Source organism: Methylobacterium komagatae (assembly GCF_042661665.1).
GTDB lineage: Bacteria > Pseudomonadota > Alphaproteobacteria > Rhizobiales > Beijerinckiaceae > Methylobacterium > Methylobacterium komagatae.
Genome location: NZ_JBHSWN010000001.1, coordinates 5,056,759 through 5,075,612, shown reverse-complemented (window position 1 = coordinate 5,075,612; position 18,854 = coordinate 5,056,759). Strand labels below are relative to the sequence as shown.

The following is an 18,854-nucleotide window of genomic DNA, read 5'->3' as shown; positions in this document are numbered from 1 at the left end:
GGGTAAGTCCGCCGGCCCAAGTCATTCCGAATGAAATACTCTAACTGGTATACTGTTTTTCAACAGTCTGCCCGTAAACCACTCATGTGATGGTTTCGAGGCTACGAATTTTCGGCGTCGCCACGGCGACGCTTACTGCTTTGGCAGGTGTTGCTGGTTACGCCGGAACTGCGGCGGACGGGCATCGGGCCGCTTGGCGCCTCGACTATGTTCGTCCCACGACGATCCCCTTCCCCGAGACCAACCCCTATTCGCCCGCCAAGGCGGAACTCGGCCGCAAGCTCTTCTTCGATCCGATCCTCTCGGGCGACGGCAGCCGCGCCTGCGTGACCTGCCACCGCCCGGACCTGGCCTGGGCCGATGGCCGCGCCCGCGCCTCCACCCGCATGGGTGGAGACATGGACCTGCACACGCCGACGCTCCTGAATGTCGCTTGGCAGGATGGTCCGCTCGGCTGGGACGGCAAGTTTCCCGTGCTGGAGAAGGTCGCCCGCGCGCCCATCTCCGCACCGGGGAACATGAACCTCAAGATGCGCGATGCCGTGTCTCGTCTTTCGGCCGACGAGAGCTACCGCGAGGGCTTCGCCGCCGCGTTCGGAGATCCTGCCGTCAGCGAGGACCGGCTCGAAGCCGCCCTCGCGACCTACCAGCGCTTGATCATCGCCGGGAAGGCACCATTCGACCGCTGGATCGGTGGGGAGGAGGGCGCGATCTCCGAGCCCGCCAAGCGTGGGTTCGACGTGTTCAATGGGAAAGGTGGCTGCGCCGGTTGCCATTCCGGCTGGTCGTTCACCGACAACTCCTTCCACGACATCGGCACCGCCACGGGCACCGATCTCGGCCGGGGCCGCCTGATGCCACGCTCGGTCGCCCTGCAATACGCTTTCAAGACGCCGACGCTGCGCGAGATCGACCAGCGCACGGCCTACATGCACGACGGCTCGGTGCCGACGCTGGAAGCGGTGGTCGACCACTACGACAAGGGCGGGATCGACCGCCCGAGCCGGTCGCGGCAGATCAAGCCCCTGAACCTCAGTGCGCGGGAAAAGGCGGACCTGCTGGCCTTCCTGGCGACGCTGTCCACCGAGGGCGACCGCGACGAGACCGCGGCGGTGTTTCCCGCAAACGCGCCGACACCGTAGGCCAGAGAGCCTCTTCCACCTTTCATCGGCGAAGCGAGGCCATCCACAATTCGTTCTGGGCGGTTGCGCTGCCTTGTGTGGCGTCGCTGTGCTCGCAATGACGGGCTTGATGGGTCCTTCGGCTGTATGGCCGGATGTCGGCTCAGTGGAAGACCGGCAGGCCCGAGCCTAGCAGGACCAAGCCCGACACGAGGAAGAGACCGCCCGAGGTCTCGAAGGCCTTCGCGCGCAGACCGGCGGCGGGAGCACGGGCCGCGAGGGCGACGCCCAGGCAGAGGCTGAAGGCGCTCGCCAATCCGACCATGAGTGAACTCTCCGACAAGGCTCTCCGGGCGTGCCCGCTAGCCATTGCGGTCACGCTAAACGCCAACCCTTAACCCGAAGCTTCCGAGGACCGTTCCTGGATGGCGGGTTGGACGGAAAAAGCTCAGCTCGCGGAATCCACAGCGTTAACCTTTTGAGGAAAGCCATTAAGATTCACTTACCGGAGAGGCCGGGATTTGATTTAACTAGGTTTCACAAAGCGGCGCCGCCGAGGGCGAGGGTCTTATGAAGTCCCCACGGAAGACGTTTTTCAGTTCACTTCCAACCTTGGCCTTGGCGTTACCATTGACCTTGTTCGCGACGAACGAGGCCAGCGCGCACGTGAAATGGTTTTGTGCCTACGACGTTTCGGGCCAGCCACGGGGCCTGGAAAACGTCCTGTGCCTCAATTTCGAGTGGCTGGTCGGCCTCTCGCTGGTTTGCCTGATGTTCGGCTGCCTCGCGGAGGGCACGCCGCTCGGCACCGCGCTGATGAACTCCCTCGACCGGGTGCTGAGCCGCATCCGCACCGATACCGAGCTTCTGGTACGCGCGACGGTCGGCTTCTTCTTCGTGTCGCTCTGGGGTCTCGGCGGCATCATCCTGACGCCGGAATTGAAGACCAACCTCGAATGGATCTCCTGGCTCCAGCTCGGCCTCGCCGGGTGCCTGATCTGGCGGCGGACCATGCCGATCACCGGGCTCGGGATCGTTTTTCTCTTCGGATATGCGGTCTCGCAATACGGCGTCTTCCACCTCGCCGATTACCCGGTCTTTCTCGGCGTCGCCGCTTACCTGATCCTGCGCGGCCTCGACCTCACGCCTTATGGGATCCGTGCGCTCGACATCGTGCGCTGGACGGCCGCCGTCACGCTGATGTGGGCCTCGGTCGAGAAGTGGGCGTATCCGCACTGGACCGACCCGCTCATCGCCGCCAACCCGGCCATGACCATGGGCGCAAGCCCCGAGCTGTTCATGCAGGCCGCTGGCGTCATCGAGTTCACCCTCGCCTTCGCCCTCGTCTGGACGCCGCTGGTGCGCCGCACCTCCGCACTGATCCTGGCAGGCGTGTTCGTCTCGGCCATCTTTGAGTTCGGCAAGATCGACGCGATCGGCCATTCCGGCATCATCGTGGTGCTGCTCGGTATCGCTGCCGACGATGTGCGGGTGAAGGTCCGGGTGCGCGACACGGTGCTCGCCCCAGCCTGGTACGCGGCCTCCCTCGCGGGCTTCCTGCTCCTCTACTATCTCGGCCACGCCGCGATCTATGGCGGCCTCGCGGAACTGCCGGTGATCTGAATGCGGCTTAAGGACGGTGGAACGAGGCCACGGCGTCGTTCACACCGGTCAGCAGGATCTGACATCCGACGCAGAGCAGAAGGAACGCGAAGAGCCGCCCGAGCACCCGCGCGCGGGCGGGGCCGATCAGGGCGACCACTCGGTCGGCCGAGCCGTAGACCAGGACTACGATCAGGGCGACGCAGAGGGCCGCCGCCGACACGCTGGCATAGAAGCCGATCCGGTTGGCCAGGGCCTCGGGTCGGCTGGAACCCAGGGTGATCGCCACGGCGATGGTGCCGGGCCCGACGGTGAAGGGCAGCGTCAGCGGGAAGAAGGCGATTTCGTTGAGATTGCCGGAGAGCGCTTCCGCCGGGGGCTCCTGCATCCGCTTGTCCCGCGAGCCGGAGGCTTCGGCCTGCTTGCGCGCCTCCCGCGCCTCCGGCCGGTTGAGCTGCGTCCAGGCGGCGGACATCACCACCAGCCCGCCCGCGATCCGTAGCGCAGCGAGGCTCACGCCGAAGAAGTTGAGGATCGGCGTACCCGCCCAGAGCGCGCCGAGCATGATCACCGCCGCGTAAGTGCCGATCCGGCGGGAGAGCAGGACCCGCTCGGCATGGCTGAACTGGCCTGTCACCTGCGCGAAGATGAGAGCCCCGCCGATCGGGTTCACGATGGCGATGAGGCCGGACAGGGCCAGCAGGAATTGCTGGATCGTGATCTCGACGGTCAAACCGTGCTCTCCCGCGTGTCGGCGGGCGATGCTCTAACCCGGCGCGGGCGCGGGGACGAGTACGCGGGCCGGTGCGAGGCGGCGGGACCGGCGCACCTGGGCGACGGCAATCGGCCTGTAGAGCTGCTTCGTCGCGTCGATGACGTGCAGGCCCGCGAAAGGCATGGCCAGGGTCGTGCCGCAGGCCTCCCAGATCGGCCCCGTTCGCAGGAGCACGCGCGAGCGCACCGGAGGCATGTAGAGGGTCTCGGCCCATCCTTCCGGCGAGAACAGGGTGTCCCGCATCAATCGCCCGAGTTGGGAGCGGCTGTAGGGCTGGCCATGGCCGAAGGGCGTCGCCTCGCGCCGCGCCCAGATGCCCCGGCGATTGGGCACCACAAGCACCATGCGGCCGCCGGGCGTCAGCGTCCGCCAGACCTCCTGCAGCAATTCGGTCGGGCTTTCGACCGATTCGAGGGCGTGGACGAGGATCACTCGGTCGATGGCCGCCTCGGGGAGGGGCATCATCGTCGGGTCGGTCAGGGCGGTGCAGGAACGACCGCTGCCCGGCCAGTTCACCACGCCCTGCGAGGCGGGCATGAAGGCGAGCGTCCGCTCGGCGATGCAGTGGACGGGTGCGAGGTAGGGGGTCGCGTAACCGATCCCGAGCACGCGCAGTCCCGAGACCGAGCCGAGGAAGCCATGCACCGAGCGGCCGACGACCCGCCGGGTCGTGGCGCCGAGGGGCGTAGCGTAGAAGGCCCTCAGGCCGTTGACGTCGAGACGCATGGACTCATTACGCGCGGCTGGCTGTCATCGCGCCATCAATGGTGGCGGCGCGCGTCCGCCGCAAGTCGTCCCGGAACCGCGCCTCGCGAAAGCCGGTTTTTCCAGCCGCAGCCTTAGGCTAGCTTCATCTCGGGCCAGGGACCGCGACGTGGACGCACAGATCAAAACCTTCCTCTGCCGCTCGGACAATATCGGCGTCCTGATCCGAGACCCCGGAACGGGCGCCTGCGCCGCCATCGACGTTCCCGAGGCGGGCCCCGTCCTGAGGGCTCTCGAGGAAACGGGCTGGCGCCTCACCGACATCCTCGTCACCCACCGGCACGGCGATCACATCGCGGGGATCGAGGAGGTGAAGGTTCAGACCGGCGCCCGCGTCACCGCGCCGCGCAAGGCCGGCGATGCCATTCCCGCCGTCGACAGGACGGTGGGCGAGGGCGACACGGTCAGGGTCGGGGATCTCGTCGCCCAGGTGTGGGAGACGCCCGGCCACTGCAACGACCACATCACCTATTGGTTCGAAGACGCGAAGATCGTTTGCGCCGGGGATACATTGTTTACCCTCGGCTGCGGGCGGGTGCTTGAGGGTCCTCCCGAAGTTCTGTGGCGCTCACTCGAACGCTTCGCCGATCTGCCTGATGAGACCCAGGTCTTCAGTGGGCATGACTACGTACTCTCGAATGGCAAGTTCGCCCTGGCCGCAGATCCCGACAACGAAGCTCTGCGCGCCCGTGTCGCGGAAGCGGAAACCGCGCGGCGGGACGGGTTATTCCTGATCCCTTCGACTCTCGGTCAGGAAAGACGGACAAATCCCTTTCTCAGGAGTGGCACCTCAGAACTGGCGAAGGGAGTCAATCTCCCTGCTGGAAGCTCCTCTGAAAAGGTGTTCGTTACTCTAAGATCGTGGAAGGATCGGTTCTGAGAGTGATACGATCGGAAAATTTTGTTGCGTTCTCAAATCATTTTGAACATACGACAGGTAAGCGGCAACGAAGCCGCATGAGCACGCGGGCTCCCGGGGGGACACCGCTTTTTCAACCGGAAGCGTATTCGCGCTTCTTTCGGAACGATGGGGGTCCGCCTCGCCCTACCACCTGTCCTCCTCTCGCCTTCCCCTTCCGTTCCTGCGGCCGGAGATTGACTCGTCCAAGGATGACGAAGCCGATCTGAAGGTCGCCCTGACAGGGGTCGAAGGTGGCGCCCCCGCCAAGTCGTCCGACGATGCGGAACCGGGCAACACCCCGAAGGCACGGACTCCCGTCTCGGCCGATATTCGCCTTCTGGGCATCGCCACCGAGCATCTGGCCCGACTTGGGCCCAAGCGTGTCACCGTCGTCGCTGTGGCCGCCGAAGCGGGCATGACGCACGCCAACGTCTACCGCTACTTCCCCTCCAAGGACGCCCTGCTCGATGCCGTGGCGGGCCGCTGGCTGCGGGATGTGGAAACCCGGCTCGCCGGAATCGCCGACGCGCCGGATCCGGCCGACGACAAGATCGAACGGCTTCTCGTCGCCCTCGCGGCCCTTCAGCGGGACGCACTCGCGAACGAGCCGAACCTCTTTGCCGTCCATCTCGATGCCACAGTCGCCGCGCGGCCCATCGCCCGGCGCCACCGGGTCCGCCTGCGCAGCCTCGTCGAGCGGGTCGTCGAGGAAGGGATCACCTCCGGCATCTTCTCGGCCCGAGACCGGGAACGGGCCATCGCCTACATCTTCGATGCGAGCTACCGGTTCACTCATCCGCTCGCGATCCAACATGACGCGGATGTGCCTCGAGATCTGATCGAGGCCCGCTTCGGGGCGGTGATCCACGCGATCCAGAGGGTCCTGCGAGCAGGCGTCCTCTGAGACGAAACAGGGCGGGGCCCGCGGAGATCGCGGCCCCGCCCTTTCTCGTTCCGGGCGGTGATTCCCTCATCGCGGCCTAAGGCGGGTCCAGCAAGAAACCGTGAAATGACAGGTTTGGAAATCTGTCATTCTTGCTTTCCGGATCGCTGCACCGCACCTAAAACCCTCGCAGCACAGCGATTTCCGACGCAAGCCCGTGCCCTGGCATAGGGCCCGCCCATGCCTTCCGGCCTTTAGGCCAACCCGCATCGGGTTGAAGCGTCAGTGCTTTTCGGCCACACAGCCGCGCAGATTTTCGGTCGCGAACGACCCGGCGCAACGCACGCTGGAGCAGGCCACCACGCGCCCGGGAAGCAAGGTTTCTCAGGAGGCAGAACCGACATGGCACGCAGCAAGATCGCCCTCATCGGTGCCGGCCAGATCGGCGGAACCCTGGCCCTTCTGGCCGGACTCAAGGAACTGGGCGACATCGTGCTGTTCGACATCGTCGACGGCGTGCCGCAGGGTAAGGCGCTCGATATCGCCGAAGCCGCCCCGGTCGAGGGCTTCGATGCCAAGCTCGCCGGCGCCAGCGACTACTCGGCGATCGCCGGGGCCGATGTCGTGATCGTCACCGCCGGCGTGCCGCGCAAGCCCGGCATGAGCCGCGACGATCTCATCGGCATCAACCTCAAGGTCATGCAGTCGGTAGGCGAGGGCATCAAGGCGCATGCGCCGGACGCCTTCGTGATCTGCATCACCAACCCGCTCGACGCGATGGTGTGGGCGCTCCAGAAGTTCTCTGGCCTGCCGAAGAACAAGATCGTCGGCATGGCCGGCGTGCTCGACTCCGCCCGCTTCCGTCACTTCCTGGCCGAAGAGTTCAAGGTCTCGGTCGAGGACGTCACGGCCTTCGTGCTCGGCGGCCACGGCGACGACATGGTTCCGCTGGTGCGCTACTCCACCATCGCGGGCGTGCCGCTGCCCGACATGATCAAGCTCGGCTGGTCCACCCAGGAGAAGCTCGACGCCATGGTCGAGCGGACCCGCAAGGGCGGCGGCGAGATCGTCAACCTGCTCAAGACCGGCTCGGCCTTCTACGCCCCGGCCTCCTCGGCGATCGCGATGGCCGAGAGCTACCTGCGCGACAAGCGCCGCGTGCTGCCCTGCGCCGCCCATCTCGACGGCCAGTACGGCATCGACGGCCTGTTCATCGGCGTGCCGGTGGTGATCGGCGCGAACGGCGTCGAGAAGGTCCTCGAAGTCGAGTTCAACGGCGACGAGAAGGCGATGTTCGAGAAGTCCGTCAACTCGGTGAAGGGCCTGATCGAGGCCTGCAAGACCGTCGACGGCTCGCTGGCGTAAGTCACGGAGCGAAGAGCATTGAGGGAGCGGCGGGCGAAGGCGTAGGCCTTCACCGCTTCTCCCGAACGCTGTTCGCCATTCGCCACTCCCTCTTCGCCCCTCTGAACGAGGCTCCGATGAACATCCACGAATACCAGGCCAAAGCGGTCCTGCGGGAGTTCGGCCTGCCGGTGTCCCGCGGCGTCGCCATCTTCAACCCCTCCGAGGCCGAGGCTGCGGCCAAGGAGCTGGGCGGCCCGGTTTGGGTCGTGAAGAGCCAGATCCATGCCGGCGGTCGCGGCAAGGGCACCTTCGTCGGCGCTGCTGAAGGCGCCAAGGGCGGCGTGCGCGTCACCAAGTCGATCGACGAGGTGAAGCAATATGCGGGCGAAATGCTCGGCCAGACCCTGGTGACGATCCAGACCGGCCCGGCCGGCAAGCAGGTGAACCGCCTCTATATCGAGGAAGGCGCGCAGATTGCCGCCGAGTTCTACCTGTCGATGCTCGTCGATCGGGAAACCGGCGGCATCGCCTTCGTGGTCTCCACCGAGGGCGGCATGGACATCGAGGCGGTCGCCCACGACACGCCCGAGAAGATCCACACCATCCCGGTCGATCCGGCCACGGGCATCATGCCTCATCACGGCCGCGCGGTCGCCAAGGCGCTGGGCCTCACCGGCGCCCAGGCGAAGGAAGCCGGAGACCTGACCACCAAGCTCTACCAGGCGTTTACCGCCAAGGACATGAGCATGCTGGAGATCAACCCTTTGGTGCTTACCGGCGACGGCCACCTCAAGTGCCTCGACGCCAAGATCTCGTTCGACTCGAACGCCCTTTACCGGCATCCGGACATCGTTGCCCTGCGCGACGAGACCGAGGAGGACGCCAAGGAGATCGAGGCGTCCAAGTACGACCTCGCCTATATCGCCCTGGATGGCACCATCGGTTGCATGGTCAATGGCGCTGGGCTGGCCATGGCCACCCTCGACATCATCAAGCTCTACGGTGAGAGCCCGGCGAACTTCCTCGACGTAGGCGGCGGCGCCTCCGAGGAGAAGGTGACGGCGGCGTTCAAGATCATCACCGCCGATCCGCAGGTAAAGGGCATCCTCGTCAACATCTTCGGCGGAATCATGAAGTGCGACGTGATCGCCAACGGCGTGATCGCGGCGGTGAAGGCGGTGGGGCTGCAGGTTCCGCTGGTGGTGCGCCTGGAAGGCACCAACGTCGAGCAGGGCAAGGAGATCATCCGCGCCTCCGGCCTCAACGTGATCCCGGCCGACGACCTGGATGACGCCGCGCAGAAGATCGTCGCCGCCGTGAAGGGAGCCTGATCATGTCGGTGATGATCGACGCGAACACCAAGGTCATCTGCCAGGGCTTCACCGGCAAGAACGGGACCTTCCACTCCGAGCAGGCCATCGCCTACGGGACGAAGATGGTCGGCGGCACCTCGCCCGGTAAGGGCGGCTCGACCCATCTCGGCCTGCCGGTGTTCGACACCGTGGCCGAGGCGCGCGAGGCCACGGGCGCCGACGCCTCCGTCGTCTACGTGCCACCGCCCGGCGCGGCGGACGCGATTTGCGAGGCCATCGCGGCCGAGATCCCGCTGATCGTCTGCATCACCGAGGGCATTCCGGTGCTCGACATGGTGCGCGTGAAGCGGGCGCTGATCGGCTCCAAGTCGCGCCTCGTCGGCCCGAACTGCCCCGGCATCGTCACGGCGGGCGAGTCGAAGATCGGCATCATGCCGGCCAACATCTTCCGTCCCGGCTCGGTCGGCATCGTGTCGCGTTCCGGCACGCTGACCTACGAAGCGGTGTTCCAGACCACGACGGCGGGCCTCGGCCAGACCACGGCGGTCGGCATCGGCGGCGACCCGGTGAAGGGCACCGAGTTCATCGACGTGCTCGAACTGTTCCTCGCGGACGACAAGACCGAGTCGATCGTCATGATCGGTGAGATCGGCGGCTCGGCCGAAGAAGAAGCAGCGCAGTTCCTGAAGGACGAAGCCAAGCGCGGCCGCAAGAAGCCGATGGTGGGCTTCATCGCCGGCCGCACGGCGCCCCCCGGCCGCCGCATGGGCCATGCCGGCGCGATCATCTCGGGCGGCAAGGGCGGCGCCGAGGACAAGATCGCGGCGATGGAGTCGGCGGGCATCCGTGTTTCCCCGTCTCCGGCGCGCCTCGGCTCGACGCTGGTCGAAGTCCTGAAGGGCTGACCGGCCCCGGCGGCCGTGGGCCGACGGGCACAATTAATTGGGTGAGGGGCGCGAGGGCGCCCTTCACCGCTTTCTGACACCGGCCCGGCCGGTGCCGCCGAGCGGGCGGGCCCCGGCCCCCGCCGCGAGCGACAGGATGGACGCACCATGGCACGCCAGGACGTGAACGAAGCGCTCCTCGAAACCTCGTTCCTGTACGGCGCGAACGCCGCCTACATCGAGGAATTGCAGGCCGCCTACGCGCGCAATCCGCACTCCGTCGATCCCGAGTGGCAGAACTTCTTCAAGGCGCTCGGCGAGGACGAGACCCTGGTCGAAAAGAATGCCGCGGGCGCTTCGTGGGAGCGGCCGAACTGGCCCGTTCCGCTGAACGGCGAACTGGTATCGGCCATGGACGGCAACTGGGCCGCCCTGGAAAAAGCCGTTGGCGACAAGATTGTTGCTAAGGAGAAGAAGGGCGACGCGCTTCCCGGCAAGCCGGTCGATGGTGCTGTCCCTGGCGGCGTGCTGGCCACGACCGGCGTTTCCGTCGAGCAGGCGACGAAGGATTCGGTGCGGGCGATCATGCTGATCCGCTCCTACCGCATGCGCGGCCACCTCCACGCCAAGCTCGACCCGCTGGGGCTGGCTCCGCGCGGCGACCACGAGGAGTTGCACCCGCAACATTACGGCTTCACCGAAGCCGATTACGACCGCCCGATCTTCCTCGACAACGTGCTCGGCCTGCAATTCGGGACGATCCGCGAGATCGTGGACATCCTGGAGCGCACCTACTGCCAGACGCTCGGCGTCGAGTTCATGCACATCTCGGATCCGGCCGAGAAGGCGTGGATCCAGGAGCGCATCGAGGGCAAGGACAAGGAAATCTCGTTCACCCCCGAAGGCCGCCGCGCGATCCTGAACAAGCTGATCGAGGCCGAGGGCTTCGAGAAGTTCCTCGACCTCAAGTACACCGGCACCAAGCGCTTCGGCCTCGACGGCGGCGAGGCGATGATCCCGGCCCTTGAGCAGATCATCAAGCGCGGCGGCGCCCTGGGCGTACGAGAGATCGTGCTCGGCATGGCCCACCGTGGCCGTCTGAACACCCTCACCACCGTGATGGCCAAGCCCTTCCGGGCCGTGTTCCACGAGTTCAAGGGCGGCTCGTCCTCCCCGGCCGAGGTCGAAGGCTCGGGCGACGTGAAGTACCACCTCGGTGCTTCGTCCGACCGCTCCTTCGACGGAAATAACGTCCACCTGTCGCTGACCGCCAACCCGTCTCACCTCGAGATCGTGGATCCGGTGGTGCTGGGGAAGGTTCGCGCCAAGCAGGACCAGTGGGCCAAGCCCAACGTCGAGCGTCGCACCGTTCTGCCGCTGTTGATCCACGGCGACGCCGCCTTCGCCGGTCAGGGCGTGGTGGCCGAATGTCTGGGCCTCTCCGGCCTGAAGGGCCACCGCACCGGCGGCTCGGTGCACTTCATCATCAACAACCAGATCGGCTTCACCACCGATCCGCGTTTCTCGCGCTCATCGCCCTACCCGTCCGACGTGGCGAAGATGGTCGAGGCGCCGATCTTCCATTGCTGCGGCGACGACCCGGAGGCCGTGACCTTTGCGGCCAAGATCGCGGTCGAGTACCGGCAGAAGTTCGGCAAGCCGGTCGTCATCGACATGCTGTGCTACCGCCGCTTCGGCCACAACGAAGGCGACGAGCCCGCCTTCACCCAGCCGAAGATGTACCAGCGGATCCGCAAGCATCCGACGGTGCTGGAGACCTACGCCCGCAAGCTGGTTGAGAACGGCACCCTCTCGCAGGAGGCCCTGGACGCGCGCAAGGCCGAGTTCCGCGCGGTCCTCGACAGCGAGTTCGACATCGCCACCAACTACAAGGCCAACAAGGCCGACTGGCTGGACGGTCGCTGGTCGAACATGAAGGCCGTCCACGAGGATGTGGACGATCCGCGCCGCGGCCGCACCGCCGTGCCCGCCGAGACGCTGCAGGAGATCGCCCGCAAGATCACGTCCGCGCCCCCCGGCTTCCACCTGCACCGCACGATCCAGCGCTTCATGGATAACCGCGCCAAGGCGGTCGAGACCGGCGCGGGCATCGACTGGGCGACGGCGGAGGCCCTGGCCTTTGGAGCGACGCTCCTGGACGGCAACCGGGTCCGCCTGTCGGGCCAGGATGTCGAGCGCGGCACCTTCTCGCAGCGCCACGCGGTGGTGATCGATCAGGAAAACGAGCAGCGCTTCACGCCGCTCAACAACATCCGCGACGGTCAGGCCCAAATCGAGATCATCAACTCGATGCTCTCGGAAGAGGCGGTGCTCGGCTTCGAGTACGGCTATTCGCTGGCCGAGCCGAATGCGCTGACGCTGTGGGAGGCGCAGTTCGGCGACTTCGCCAACGGCGCGCAGGTAGTATTCGACCAATTCATCGCGTCCGGCGAGCGCAAGTGGCTGCGCATGTCCGGCCTCGTGCTGCTGCTGCCGCACGGCTACGAGGGGCAGGGGCCGGAGCATTCCTCCGCTCGCCTGGAACGGTATCTGCAGGCCTGCGCCGAGGACAACATCCAGGTCGCCAATTGCACGACGCCCGCGAACTACTTCCACATTCTGCGGCGCCAGCTGAAGCGCGACTTCCGCAAGCCGCTGATCCTGATGACGCCGAAGTCGCTGCTCCGGCACAAGCGCGCCGTCTCGACGCTGAACGACATCGCCGAGGGCTCGACCTTCCACCGTGTCCTCTGGGACGACGCGGAGAGCGAGGGCAGCGAGTACAAGCTCGTCCGTGACGACAAGGTCCGTCGCGTCGTGCTGTGCTCGGGCAAGGTCTATTACGACCTGCTGGAAGAGCGCGAGAGGCGCGGCATCACCGACGTGTACCTGATGCGCGTGGAGCAGCTCTACCCGTTCCCGCTCAAGGCGCTGGCGCATGAGATGGCCCGCTTCCGGAACGCGGACGTGGTGTGGTGCCAGGAGGAGCCCAAGAACATGGGCGCTTGGTCGTTCGTCGAGCCCTATCTCGAATGGGTGCTGGGCCAGGCCAATTCCCCCGTGTCGCGCGCCCGCTATGTCGGCCGCCCGGCCTCGGCTTCCACGGCGGTGGGCCTGATGTCGAAGCACCAGGCGCAGCTTCAGGCGTTCCTCAACGAGGCGCTGGCCGTCTGAATTCCGTGACACGCCGGCGGTCGCAGCACGCGGCCGCCGCACCATTCCTGGGTCCTTGTTCGGACCCGCCGACCTGACAGAGCGAGACCATGGCAACCGACATCCTCGTCCCGACGCTCGGGGAATCCGTGAGCGAGGCCACGATCGGCCGCTGGTTCAAGAAGCCCGGCGACACAGTGGCGGCCGACGAGCCGTTGGTGGAACTCGAGACCGACAAGGTCACCCTTGAGGTGAACGCCCCCGCTGCGGGCGAACTCGGCGAGATCCTCGTGAAGGACGGCGAGACCGTCGAGCCGGGCGCGATCCTCGGCTCGATCGTCGAGGGCTCGGGTGCCCCGAAGAAGGCAGAGCCGAAGGCCGCCGCCAAGGAGGCCCCGAAGGCCGCCGAGACCAAGGCCGAAAAGGCCCCCGACGCCAATGCCGGTTACGGCAACCACGATGCCGGCACCCCGGCACAGCAGCGCCCGGTGGGCGATAACGGCCCCGCCGTCGCCAAGCTCGCTCGCGAGTCAGGCGTGGACCCGTCGCAGGTCGGCGGCTCCGGCAAGGACGGCCGGGTAACCAAGGGCGACATGCTCGGCGCCATCGCCAAGGGCGTCAGCGCACCGGCTCCGGCCAAGGAAGCCCGCCCGAGCATGCCGCGCGCCCCGTCCGCCCCGGACGACGCTTCCCGCGAGGAGCGCGTGCGGATGACCAAGCTCCGCCAGACCATCGCCCGCCGCCTCAAGGACGCGCAGGACACGGCGGCGATGCTGACGACGTTCAACGACGTCGACATGTCCGCCGTGATGGCGATGCGCAGCCAGTACAAGGACATCTTCGAGAAGAAGCACGGCACGAAGCTCGGCTTCATGGGCTTCTTCACCAAGGCCGTGATCGGCGCCCTGAAGGACGTTCCGGCGGTGAATGCCGAGATCGACGGGCAGGACCTCGTCTACAAGAACTACTACCACATCGGCATCGCGGTCGGGACCGATAAGGGCCTCGTCGTGCCGGTGGTCCGCGATGCCGACGACCTGTCCATCGCCGGGATCGAGAAGAAGATCGCCGGGTTCGGCAAGAAGGCTCGCGACGGCAAGCTCTCCATCGAGGAGATGCAGGGCGGCACCTTCACGATCACCAACGGCGGCATCTACGGTTCGCTGATGTCGACGCCGATCCTCAACGCGCCTCAGTCGGGCATCCTCGGGATGCACCGGATCGAGGAGCGGCCGGTCGTGCGCAACGGCAAGATCGAAGCCCGGCCGATGATGTACCTCGCCCTGTCCTACGATCACCGGATCGTGGACGGGAAGGAGGCCGTCACCTTCCTTGTGCGGGTGAAGGAAGCTCTGGAGGATCCGGCACGCCTCGTGCTGGATCTCTGAGGATCCTGGTTCAATCAGTGAGGAGCGGAGACGTGAGCGGAGCATCCACCCCCGTCGCCGTCGTCACCGGCGGCAGCCGCGGCATCGGCCGCGCGGTGTCCCTGATGTTGGCGGAGCGCGGGTACGCGGTCTGCCTGAGCTACGTTTCCGATGCCGGGTCAGCCCAGTCGGTGGTCGATGCGATCACCGCCAAGGGCGGTCGAGCGACCGCTGTGCGCAGCGATGTCGGCGTCGAGGCGGATGTGCTGGCCCTGTTCGAGGCCGCCGACCGGCTCGGCCCGCTTAAGGCTCTGATCAACAATGCGGGCGTGGTCGATGTCGCCTGCCGCGTCTCCGACATGAGCGCCGAGCGGCTTCAGCGCATGATGACGACGAACATTGTCGGCAGCTTCCTTTGCGCCCGCGAGGCGGTGCGACGCATGTCTACGAAGCAGGGCGGGCAGGGCGGCTCCATCGTCAACCTGTCCTCGGTCGCGGCCCGCCTCGGCGGCCCTGGCCAGTACGTGGATTACGCCGCCTCGAAGGGCGCCATCGACACCCTCACCACCGGCCTTTCCCGCGAAGTCGCGGCGGAGGGCATCCGTGTCAACGCCGTGTCACCGGGCATCATCGATACGGAGATCCATGCCAGCGGCGGTCAGCCCGACAGGGTGGCACGCCTGGGGCCGGATCAGCCGATGGGCCGGGCCGGTACCGCCGAGGAGGTAGCGGCGCCGATCGTGTGGCTGCTCTCGGACGAGGCCGCCTACATGACGGGCGCCAACCTTCTCGTCTCCGGCGGTCGCTGACCGTCTCCCTCCGTTCGCGAACACCCTTCCGGCCCCGGGCCGGACCGAAGGAAACGAACCAGCATGTCCTACGATCTCGTCGTCATCGGCACCGGCCCCGGCGGTTACGTCTGCGCGATCCGCGCGGCGCAGCTTGGCCTGAGGACCGCCGTCGTCGAGAAGCGCGCCACCCATGGCGGCACCTGCCTCAATGTCGGCTGCATCCCGTCGAAGGCCCTTCTCCACGCCTCCGAAGCCTTCGAGGAGGCGAGCAAGCATTTCCCCGATCTCGGCATCGATGTCGGCACGCCCAAGCTCGATCTGAAGAAGATGATGAGCTTCAAGGCCGAGGGCGTTGCGGGCAACACCAAGGGCGTCGAGTTCCTCCTGAAGAAGAACAAGGTCGATACGTTCCACGGCACCGGCCGCATCGCCGGGGCGGGCCGGGTCGAAGTGCTGTCCGAGGATGGCGGCAACCAGATGCTGGAGACGAAGAACATCGTCATTGCCACCGGCTCGGATGTGGCGAACCTGCCGGGCATCACCGTGGACGAGAAGGTCGTGGTGTCCTCGACCGGCGCCCTCGACCTCGACAAGGTGCCGAAGAAGCTCCTCGTGATCGGTGCGGGCGTGATCGGCCTCGAACTCGGCTCGGTCTGGCGGCGCCTCGGCGCCGAGGTCACGGTGGTCGAGTATCTCGACCGGATCCTGCCGGGCATGGACGGCGAGGTCGGCAAGCAGTTCCAGCGCATCCTGGCCAAGCAGGGCATGGAATTCCGCCTGTCCACGAAGGTGACCGGCGTCGAAGTCGGCAAGAAGGGCGCGACCGTTACGGTGCAACCCGCCGCCGGTGGCGAGGGTGAGACCCTTCAGGCCGATGTCGTGCTGGTGTGCATCGGGCGCACCCCCTACACCGAGGGGCTGGGCCTGGAGACCGTCGGCGTCCAGAAGGACGAGAAGGGCCGCATCCACGTCGATTCGCATTTCGCGACCAACGTCACGGGCATCTACGCCATCGGCGACGTGATCGCTGGGCCGATGCTAGCCCACAAGGCCGAGGATGAGGGCGTCGCCGTCGCCGAGATCCTGGCCGGGCAGTCGGGCCACGTGAACTACGAGGTGATCCCGAACGTCGTCTACACCTTCCCCGAGGTGGCCTCCGTCGGCCGCACCGAGGAGGAGTTGAAGAAGGACGGCATCGCCTACAATGCAGGCAAGTTCCCCTTCACCGCCAACGGCCGCGCCAAGGCGAACGGCACCACGGACGGCTTTGTGAAGGTGCTGGCCGACGCGCAGAGCGACCGGGTGCTCGGCGTCCACATCGTCGGCGCGGATGCGGGCAACCTCATCGCCGAGGTCGCGGTCGCCATGGAGTTCGGCGCCTCGTCGGAGGACATCGCCCGCACCTGCCACGCCCACCCGACCCTCACTGAAGCGGTGAAGGAAGCGGCGCTCGCTGTGAGCAAGCGCGCCATCCACGTCTGAGGATCACGCTCGCATTCTTGCCCGGGGATGGGCCGCCTCGTAGGCGCTCATCAGCCGGGCGGCATCGACTTGCGTGTAGAGTTGCGTCGTCGACAGCGAAGCGTGGCCGAGCAGTTCCTGGATCGCCCGTAGCTCGCCCTGGCGGGCGAGCAGATGCGTCGCGAAGGAATGGCGCAGGGCGTGCGGCGTTGCCCCGTCAGGCAAACCGAGCGCCCCCCGCAGACGGGCGACGGCGTATTGGATGATCCGTGGCGAGAGCGGCCCACCGCGAGCTCCTACGAAGAGTGGCCCGTCCGGCGGCAGAGGCAGGGGACAGGCTGCAAGATAGGCGGCGACCGCCTCCGCGACGACCGGCAGGACCGGCACCATCCGCTCCTTGCCGCCCTTCCCGAGCACGGTGACCTGATCCGTCCCCGGAACTGGCGCGTCGATCCTGCGCAAGCCGAGGGCCTCGGAGATGCGCAGGCCAGCCCCGTAAAGCAGGGCCAGCACTGCCGCGTCGCGGGCCAGGATCCACGGCTCCCTGTCTTCTCCCGCGCGGATTCCTACATCCGTCAGCGCTACCGCTGCCGTGACGGGGAGGGGGCGCGGCAGGCGGCGGGGCACCTTCGGTGAGCGCACCGCTGCCAGCGCCGAGATCGCGCCATGCCCCTCCCGTTCGAGATGGCGGGCGAAGGAGCGCAATCCCGCCAGCATGCGCATGAGGGACCGCCCGGAAATCTCGTCAGCCCGGCGAGCGGCCATGAAAGCGCGGATGTCCCGCACCTTCAGCTCGGTCAATGTGGCGATGGTCGGCTCGCCCCGCCGCCCGGCGAGATGGACGAGGAACTGCCGCACGTCGCGGGCATAGGCCTCGACCGTGTTGGGCGACATCCGCCTCTCGCGGGCGAGGGCGCCGATCCAACCCTCGATCACTGCGCGTAGGGCGGCATCGCCGGGCGGCAGCAGGGAGGCGGCAAGGTCGGGCTCGGGGCGCATGGCGCCATCAGAGCGCGAGCGCGTTAACGCCTCGCTTCAGCGCGCGTAATCCGCGTCCGTCACCTTCTCCAGCCAGACGACCGCCGAGCCGTAGAAGGCCTCCTGCACCGTCACATGGCTCATCGACTCGGTCGCGGTTGCCCCGTGCCAATGCTTCTCACCAGGGGAGAACCACACCACGTCTCCGGGTCGAATCTCTTCGACAGGGCCGCCGAGCGTTTGCGCCCAGCCGACCCCATCGGTAACGATCAGCGCCTGCCCGAGAGGATGAGTATGCCACGCCGTCCGGGCGCCGGGCGCGAAGGTGACCCACGAACCGCATGCGCACGACGAATCCGTGGGCCCGAACAGGGGATCGATTTTCACGCTGCCCGTGAACCACTCGACCGCCCCCGCCTGGCATGGACGAGAGCCGCTACGTCTGATCTCCACGAAAAAACCTCCTGCCTATAGAGGAGTATACTGATTGCGTTCCTTTCGTGTCGAGAACTAGTGACAGTAGAATGCGATGTATACAAAATAAAGTTTGGAAATTCAGCAAAATGATGTCGCTGTGACACTCATCGTCTATAGTCTGGCGGCCGTCGCGGAAATCGCGGGCTGTTTCGCGTTCTGGGCGTGGCTGCGCCTCGGCCGCTCGGCCCTGTGGGTGGTTCCGGGAGTCGGATCGCTCATTGCCTTCGCCATTCTCCTGACCCTTGTCGAGAGCGAGGCCGCCGGACGCGCCTTCGCGGCCTATGGTGGCATCTATATCGCCGCCTCGCTCGCGTGGATGTGGTTGATGGAGGGCGTGCGACCGGACCTGCGCGACGGTCTCGGCGCGGCGGTTTGCCTTCTCGGCGCGGGCCTCATCCTGTTGGGCCGGACGCGCTGACTCTCAGCCCCGGCCCATTCCGAAAAACTCAAGATTGGGCCGCAGGTCCGCCGCGCTGGCGAGGCGGTTCGAAAGGGCGAACAGGCCGGTGATGGAGGCCACGTCCCAGATCTCGTCCTCGGTGAGGCCCTGTTCCGCCAAGACTGCGTGATCGGCAGCGCCGACCGAGCCGGGATCGAGCGCGAGCTTCACCGCGAAATCGAGCATCGCCTTCTGCCGGGGCGTGATCGCCGCCTTGGCGTAGTTCGTGGCGACCTCGTCCGCGAGCAGCGGATCCTTCGCCCGGATCCGCAGGATCGCCCCATGGGCGACCACACAGTAGAGGCAACGATTGGCGGCACTCGTTGCCACCACGATCATCTCGCGCTCCGCCTTGGTGAGGCCACCGGCTCGTTCCATCAGGGCATCGTGATAGGCAAAGAAGGCGCGAAACTCGTCGGGCCTGTGGGCGAGCGCCAGGAAGACGTTCGGTACGAAACCCGCCTTCTCCTGCACCTGCTCGATCCGCGAACGCAGATCCTCGGGCATGTCGGCGAGCGCGGGCACCGGAAAACGGCTGATCGGGTCCTCGCGATGCATCGTCGTCCTCGTCTGGCTCGGGCGCGGCCTTCGCGGTAC

At 66.6% G+C, this 18,854-nt stretch carries 18 protein-coding genes; 12 read left to right on the top strand and 6 right to left on the bottom strand.

Annotated elements, in window-relative coordinates; translation table 11 throughout:
- Nucleotides 1-89: 89 nt before the first annotated feature.
- Nucleotides 90-1,142 (top strand): cytochrome-c peroxidase, encoded by a 1,053-nt coding sequence (locus tag ACFQE0_RS24960; RefSeq protein ID WP_378975689.1) that lies wholly within the window; start codon nucleotides 90-92, stop codon nucleotides 1,140-1,142.
- 142 nt (nucleotides 1,143-1,284) lie between these two features.
- Here the strand turns inward: ACFQE0_RS24960 and ACFQE0_RS24955 are convergent, their stop codons facing one another.
- Entirely contained in the window at nucleotides 1,285-1,464 is a 180-nt protein-coding gene (locus tag ACFQE0_RS24955) for a hypothetical protein (protein WP_378974467.1), read from the bottom strand.
- A gap of 227 nt (nucleotides 1,465-1,691) precedes the next feature.
- On the opposite strand from ACFQE0_RS24955, the gene ACFQE0_RS24950 reads away from it, so the two are divergent.
- Nucleotides 1,692-2,744, top strand: a complete 1,053-nt coding sequence (locus ACFQE0_RS24950) for a hypothetical protein (RefSeq protein ID WP_378974465.1) — start codon at nucleotides 1,692-1,694, stop codon at nucleotides 2,742-2,744.
- 7 nt (nucleotides 2,745-2,751) lie between these two features.
- Here ACFQE0_RS24950 and ACFQE0_RS24945 read toward each other — a convergent pair whose 3' ends face one another.
- Nucleotides 2,752-3,456, bottom strand: coding sequence for a MarC family protein (locus ACFQE0_RS24945; RefSeq protein ID WP_378974463.1), 705 nt, complete (start codon nucleotides 3,454-3,456; stop codon nucleotides 2,752-2,754).
- 33 nt (nucleotides 3,457-3,489) lie between these two features.
- Nucleotides 3,490-4,224 carry a class I SAM-dependent methyltransferase gene (locus ACFQE0_RS24940; RefSeq protein WP_378974461.1) on the bottom strand — a complete coding sequence of 245 codons (735 nt, stop codon included), beginning with the start codon at nucleotides 4,222-4,224 and terminating at the stop codon, nucleotides 3,490-3,492.
- 148 nt (nucleotides 4,225-4,372) lie between these two features.
- Between ACFQE0_RS24940 and gloB the strand changes: the two genes are divergently transcribed.
- The 9 genes from gloB (at nucleotide 4,373) to lpdA (ending at nucleotide 16,384) form a co-directional block, all read left to right on the top strand.
- Entirely contained in the window at nucleotides 4,373-5,143 is a 771-nt protein-coding gene (gloB, locus tag ACFQE0_RS24935; protein ID WP_378974458.1) for a hydroxyacylglutathione hydrolase, read from the top strand.
- Nucleotides 5,144-5,492: 349 nt separating this feature from the next.
- A complete protein-coding gene (locus ACFQE0_RS24930) occupies nucleotides 5,493-6,068 on the top strand; it encodes a TetR family transcriptional regulator (RefSeq protein ID WP_313898749.1) in 576 nt (191 codons plus the stop codon).
- Between the two features lie 381 nt (nucleotides 6,069-6,449).
- A complete protein-coding gene (gene mdh, locus ACFQE0_RS24925) occupies nucleotides 6,450-7,412 on the top strand; it encodes a malate dehydrogenase (protein WP_378974455.1) in 963 nt (320 codons plus the stop codon).
- A gap of 116 nt (nucleotides 7,413-7,528) precedes the next feature.
- A complete protein-coding gene (sucC, locus tag ACFQE0_RS24920) occupies nucleotides 7,529-8,725 on the top strand; it encodes an ADP-forming succinate--CoA ligase subunit beta (RefSeq protein ID WP_378974453.1) in 1,197 nt (398 codons plus the stop codon).
- Nucleotides 8,726-8,727: 2 nt separating this feature from the next.
- Nucleotides 8,728-9,612: a succinate--CoA ligase subunit alpha gene (gene sucD, locus ACFQE0_RS24915; RefSeq protein ID WP_378974450.1), complete on the top strand. Its 885-nt coding sequence runs from the start codon at nucleotides 8,728-8,730 to the stop codon at nucleotides 9,610-9,612.
- Between the two features lie 147 nt (nucleotides 9,613-9,759).
- Entirely contained in the window at nucleotides 9,760-12,765 is a 3,006-nt protein-coding gene (locus ACFQE0_RS24910; RefSeq protein WP_378974448.1) for a 2-oxoglutarate dehydrogenase E1 component, read from the top strand.
- Nucleotides 12,766-12,854: 89 nt separating this feature from the next.
- Nucleotides 12,855-14,132, top strand: a complete 1,278-nt coding sequence (odhB, locus tag ACFQE0_RS24905) for a 2-oxoglutarate dehydrogenase complex dihydrolipoyllysine-residue succinyltransferase (RefSeq protein WP_378974446.1) — start codon at nucleotides 12,855-12,857, stop codon at nucleotides 14,130-14,132.
- 32 nt (nucleotides 14,133-14,164) lie between these two features.
- On the top strand, nucleotides 14,165-14,920 hold the full coding sequence (locus ACFQE0_RS24900) for an SDR family oxidoreductase (RefSeq protein WP_378974444.1): 756 nt from the start codon (nucleotides 14,165-14,167) through the stop codon (nucleotides 14,918-14,920).
- Nucleotides 14,921-14,983: 63 nt separating this feature from the next.
- On the top strand, nucleotides 14,984-16,384 hold the full coding sequence (gene lpdA, locus ACFQE0_RS24895; RefSeq protein ID WP_378974442.1) for a dihydrolipoyl dehydrogenase: 1,401 nt from the start codon (nucleotides 14,984-14,986) through the stop codon (nucleotides 16,382-16,384).
- A 3-nt stretch (nucleotides 16,385-16,387) separates the two neighbouring features.
- Here the strand turns inward: lpdA and ACFQE0_RS24890 are convergent, their stop codons facing one another.
- The gene (locus ACFQE0_RS24890) at nucleotides 16,388-17,362 is read right to left on the bottom strand and encodes a tyrosine recombinase XerC (RefSeq protein ID WP_378974439.1); all 975 of its coding nucleotides are present in this window, start codon (nucleotides 17,360-17,362) and stop codon (nucleotides 16,388-16,390) included.
- 36 nt (nucleotides 17,363-17,398) lie between these two features.
- Nucleotides 17,399-17,794 carry a (R)-mandelonitrile lyase gene (locus ACFQE0_RS24885; protein WP_378974437.1) on the bottom strand — a complete coding sequence of 132 codons (396 nt, stop codon included), beginning with the start codon at nucleotides 17,792-17,794 and terminating at the stop codon, nucleotides 17,399-17,401.
- A gap of 121 nt (nucleotides 17,795-17,915) precedes the next feature.
- Here ACFQE0_RS24885 and ACFQE0_RS24880 point away from each other — a divergent pair, with 121 nt between their 5' ends.
- Nucleotides 17,916-18,236 (top strand): YnfA family protein, encoded by a 321-nt coding sequence (locus ACFQE0_RS24880; protein ID WP_378974434.1) that lies wholly within the window; start codon nucleotides 17,916-17,918, stop codon nucleotides 18,234-18,236.
- Nucleotides 18,237-18,239: 3 nt separating this feature from the next.
- On the opposite strand, the gene ACFQE0_RS24875 is transcribed toward ACFQE0_RS24880, so the two are convergent.
- A complete protein-coding gene (locus ACFQE0_RS24875; RefSeq protein ID WP_378974432.1) occupies nucleotides 18,240-18,815 on the bottom strand; it encodes a peroxidase-related enzyme in 576 nt (191 codons plus the stop codon).
- Nucleotides 18,816-18,854: the final 39 nt, after the last annotated feature.